Source organism: Streptomyces sp. NPDC001880 (assembly GCF_053594575.1).
Map to the genome: position 1 here is coordinate 1 of NZ_JBSFET010000212.1, position 3771 is coordinate 3771.

A 3771-nucleotide genomic window follows, 5' to 3' on the forward strand; every position below is an offset into this window, starting at 1 on the left:
ATGAAGTGTGCTTTTCATTTTTTATTAATGGATTGCTGGTGTTATGTCGAAGTTTGCCGGGGGTACCTGTCGCGGGGGGGGCCCGGGGGCGGTCCGCGGTGCGGGCCGCCCGGCGGGGTGGTGCGATGCGGTGGAGGCGGGGCGTAGCCCTCGCCTCCACCGCTATCGTCTATCGATTGCTGATGCTAGGGGCGGCACCCCGCTTCTTCAAGGGTGCTGCGCCAAACCTCTGAGTTCGTTCCACCGGTCCTCGTCGCTCCCGTCGGCGGGCAACCACCGTACGGCCACGCGGTCTTGGGGTGCGGGGAGCGGAGCGTGAGCGTGCGCGCGCTATGTCGCGCGGCTCCCGCCGGGCCTCGGTGTCCCGTAGCGGGTGGTGTCCGTCGACCGTGAAGTCGGGGTGGTGCCAGTCGAGCAGCGAGTAGTACAGGCCGACACGCGGACCTTCGGCGCGCATCGCGTCGACGAACTCGCGCACCAGGTCGCGGCCGGTCGCGTGCACCGAGGTGCAGGCGGACAGGGCCGAGCCGAACAGGCAGAAACCGTCGTGATGCTTGGCGGTGAGCACCGCGTAGCGCATCCCGGACTCACGTGCGGTTCACGCCAGTTGCCGGGCGTCGAAGAGATCGGGATCGAGCCGGTGCAGGTAACGGTCGTACGTCTGCTGGGACATGGACTCCCGGCTGCGTACCCACTCGTGCCGAGCAGTCAGGCCGTACAGGCCGAAGTGGACGAAGAGCCCGAAGCGCGATGCCTCGAACCACCCGGTGCGGACAGGGGAATCAGCGAAATCGGTGGAAGCATCGCTCACGGACGACTCCTGACACATTGACATCACTAATCGATTGGCTGTTATCTACCATCGATAGGCGATGATGTCACTGGCGTTGCGTGCGGCGAGCACGCGGAGAGGCAAGTGCATGCACCCGATTGGGGATCAGGAAGCGCCGTCGACGAGGGCGACCTGCATCAAGGGAACGGAGGAGAACCGTACGTATGAGTCGATGCGAGCGCCGGTCCACACCTCGGCCTACGTACGACCCACCTCACAGATGGTGGAAGCCCTCAAGGGCGTGAGTGCGGCGACGGCCTGCGCGAAGCTGCATCAGATGGGCATCACCAGGACGTTCATCGACGGCCCCGTGCCGCTGCACCGCGAGCCGGACATCAAGATCACCGGAGGTGCGGTGACGCTGGAGTTCCTGCCGCAGCGCGAGGACGTCTTCAACGGCGCGGAGCAGGAGGACATCGAGCGCAAGACCCCGCTGTGGGGCGTCCTCGAATCCATCCGGCCCGGCGATGTGCTCGTCGTGTCGGCCCGAGGCAGCCACTTCACCGGCTGCCTCGGCGACATGCTCGTGCGCTACTTCAAGCTGCGCGGCGGCGCCGGCATCGTGGTGGACGGACGGGTGCGCGACGCGGCCCGGGTCCGCGCGCTCGGCGTGCCCGTCTGGTGCACCGGAGTCACCCCGCACTACGCCTCGCAGACCGAGCTCTTCCCGTCCGCGTTCAATGTGCCGGTCGGCGTCGGCGGCTCGCTGGTGACGCCCGGCGACCTGATCGTCGCCGACGAGGACGGCGCCGTCGTCGTACCGCAGCGGAACGCGATCCCGCTCGCCGAGGACTCCCTGCTGCACCAGGACCGGGAGGAGTTCGCCCGCCGCCGTCTCGACGAGGGCGGACGGCTCTCCGACTACTACCCGCTCACCGGCGAGGGCCTGACCGAGTACCTGGCCAGCCGGCCCGCCGCCACCTGAGCCCCGGCGCGCCGCCCGGAACCGCAGCTCCGGCGAACGGTGCCGGGCGGCAGAAGGTACGCCTGCGAGGTGCCGGGCCCCGAGGTCCCGGGACGGCTCTCGGGGGCCCGGCCCGGAACACGGCCGATGTCCGCGGCGCCGACCCGGTCGACCCACCGCGCCCTGCTGAGAGCTTCCGCACGCGGCGTACGGGAGGCTGTCGCCCGCTTCGCGCCCGGCGGACCGGGGGGTGAACGGCAGGCGGGGCCGACGGGATCAGCCGGCCGCCACGGCCTCGCTCAGCCTCTCGGGGAGCGCCGCGGCTCTTACGTCAACACCATTGACGTTGTGATGGGCGCCGGAGTCTCATGGGCGGTACTTCGGAGGGCCCGGGTGTCCGGGTTCCTCCGCGATCCGAAGGAACCCCCATGGACCACCTCTCCTCGCTCAGGGACGCCGAGCCGACCCCGTTCTGGCTCGACGACCCGCGCCGCCCGCAGCCCGCTCCCGCCCTCGTCGGCGGCACCACCTGCGACCTGCTCGTGGTCGGCGGTGGTTACACCGGGCTGTGGACCGCCCTCGTCGCCAAGGAACGCGACCCGGCGGCCGACGTGGTGCTCGTCGAAGCGGACGAGGCCGGCGGTGCCGCGTCCGGCCGCAACGGCGGATTCTGCGAGTCCAGCCTGACTCACGGCCTGCACAACGGCCTGCAGCGCTGGCCCGAGGAGATCGGCCTCCTGGAACGGCTCGGCCGGGAGAACCTCCAGGCCATGGAGGACACCATCCACCGACACGGTATCGGCTGCGACTGGGAACGCACCGGCTCCATCGTCGTGGCCACCGAGCCCTATCAGCTCGACGGCCTCGCGGAGGAGGCCGCGGCCGCCGCCCGGTACGGCGGCAAGCCGGTCCTTCTCGACGCCGATGCCGTCCGCGCCGAGATCGACTCCCCGACGTTCCTCGGCGGCCTGTGGAACAAGGACGACATCGCCATGGTCAATCCCGCCCGGCTCGCCTGGGGGCTCAAACGAGCCTGCCTCGACCTCGGCGTCCGGGTGTACGAGCACACTCCCGCCGTGGCGCTCGACGAGCACGGTGCCGTGATCACCGTCCGCACGTCCTACGGCCGGATCACCGCCCGACGCGTCGCGCTCGCCACCAACGCCTATCCCTCGCTGCTGCGGCGCCACCGCCCGTACACCGTCCCCGTCTACGACTACGCGTTGATGACCGAGCCGCTGACCGAGGCTCAGCTCGCCTCCGTCGGCTGGTCCCGCCGACAGGGCTTCGCGGACAGCGCCAACCAGTTCCACTACGTCCGGCTCTCCGCCGACAACCGGATCCTGTGGGGCGGATACGATGCCGTCTACCACTACGCCGGCCGCGTCAGCGCCGAACACGATCGGCGGCCCGCGACCTTCGCCACTCTCGCCCGGCATTTCTTCACGACTTTCCCGCAGCTGGAGGGCGTCCGCTTCACCCACTGCTGGGGTGGCGCGATCGACACCAGTACCCGCTTCTGCGTGTTCTTCGACACGAGCCACCACGGCAAAGTCGCCTACGCAGCCGGATTCACCGGCCTCGGCGTGGGGGCCACCCGCTTCGGTGCCGAGGTCATGCTCGACCTCCTGGCGGGCGAACGCACCGAGCGGACCGGGCTGGAGCTTGTCCGCAGGAAGCCCCTGCCCTTCCCGCCCGAGCCCATCCGCTCCGCCGGGATCGGCATCACCAAGTGGTCCATGGCATGCGCCGACCGCAACGCGGGGCGCCGTAACCTCTGGCTGCGGACGCTCGACCGATTCGGGCTCGGCTTCGACAGCTGAGCCCGCTTCCCGGCTCCTGTCCCCTCTTCCCTTCGCCGCTGCCCCTGCGCTCCGGGCAGGTACTGGGCAACCGGATCGCGGAGGCCGCCATGGAGGAGAGCATGGCCGGCGGCGGCCGTTCTATCTGACGATGGGTGACAGCCAGTACGACGACGCCCGGATCGCCGACTTCCGCGCCTACTACGACAAGACCTGGGGCGCCTTCAAGGACA

At 69.8% G+C, this 3771-nt stretch carries 2 protein-coding genes and 1 pseudogene; 2 read left to right on the top strand and 1 reads right to left on the bottom strand.

What is annotated here, in order from left to right:
• Positions 1 to 169: 169 nt before the first annotated feature.
• A pseudogene (locus ACWCQ6_RS36255) lies at positions 170 to 835 on the bottom strand (alpha-L-fucosidase).
• Between the two features lie 169 nt (positions 836 to 1004).
• On the opposite strand from ACWCQ6_RS36255, the gene ACWCQ6_RS36260 reads away from it, so the two are divergent.
• Both ACWCQ6_RS36260 and ACWCQ6_RS36265 read left to right on the top strand, forming a co-directional pair.
• Positions 1005 to 1757 (top strand): RraA family protein, encoded by a 753-nt coding sequence (locus ACWCQ6_RS36260; RefSeq protein ID WP_451096641.1) that lies wholly within the window; start codon positions 1005 to 1007, stop codon positions 1755 to 1757.
• Between the two features lie 407 nt (positions 1758 to 2164).
• A complete protein-coding gene (locus ACWCQ6_RS36265; protein ID WP_451096643.1) occupies positions 2165 to 3559 on the top strand; it encodes an NAD(P)/FAD-dependent oxidoreductase in 1395 nt (464 codons plus the stop codon).
• Positions 3560 to 3771 lie beyond the last annotated feature (212 nt).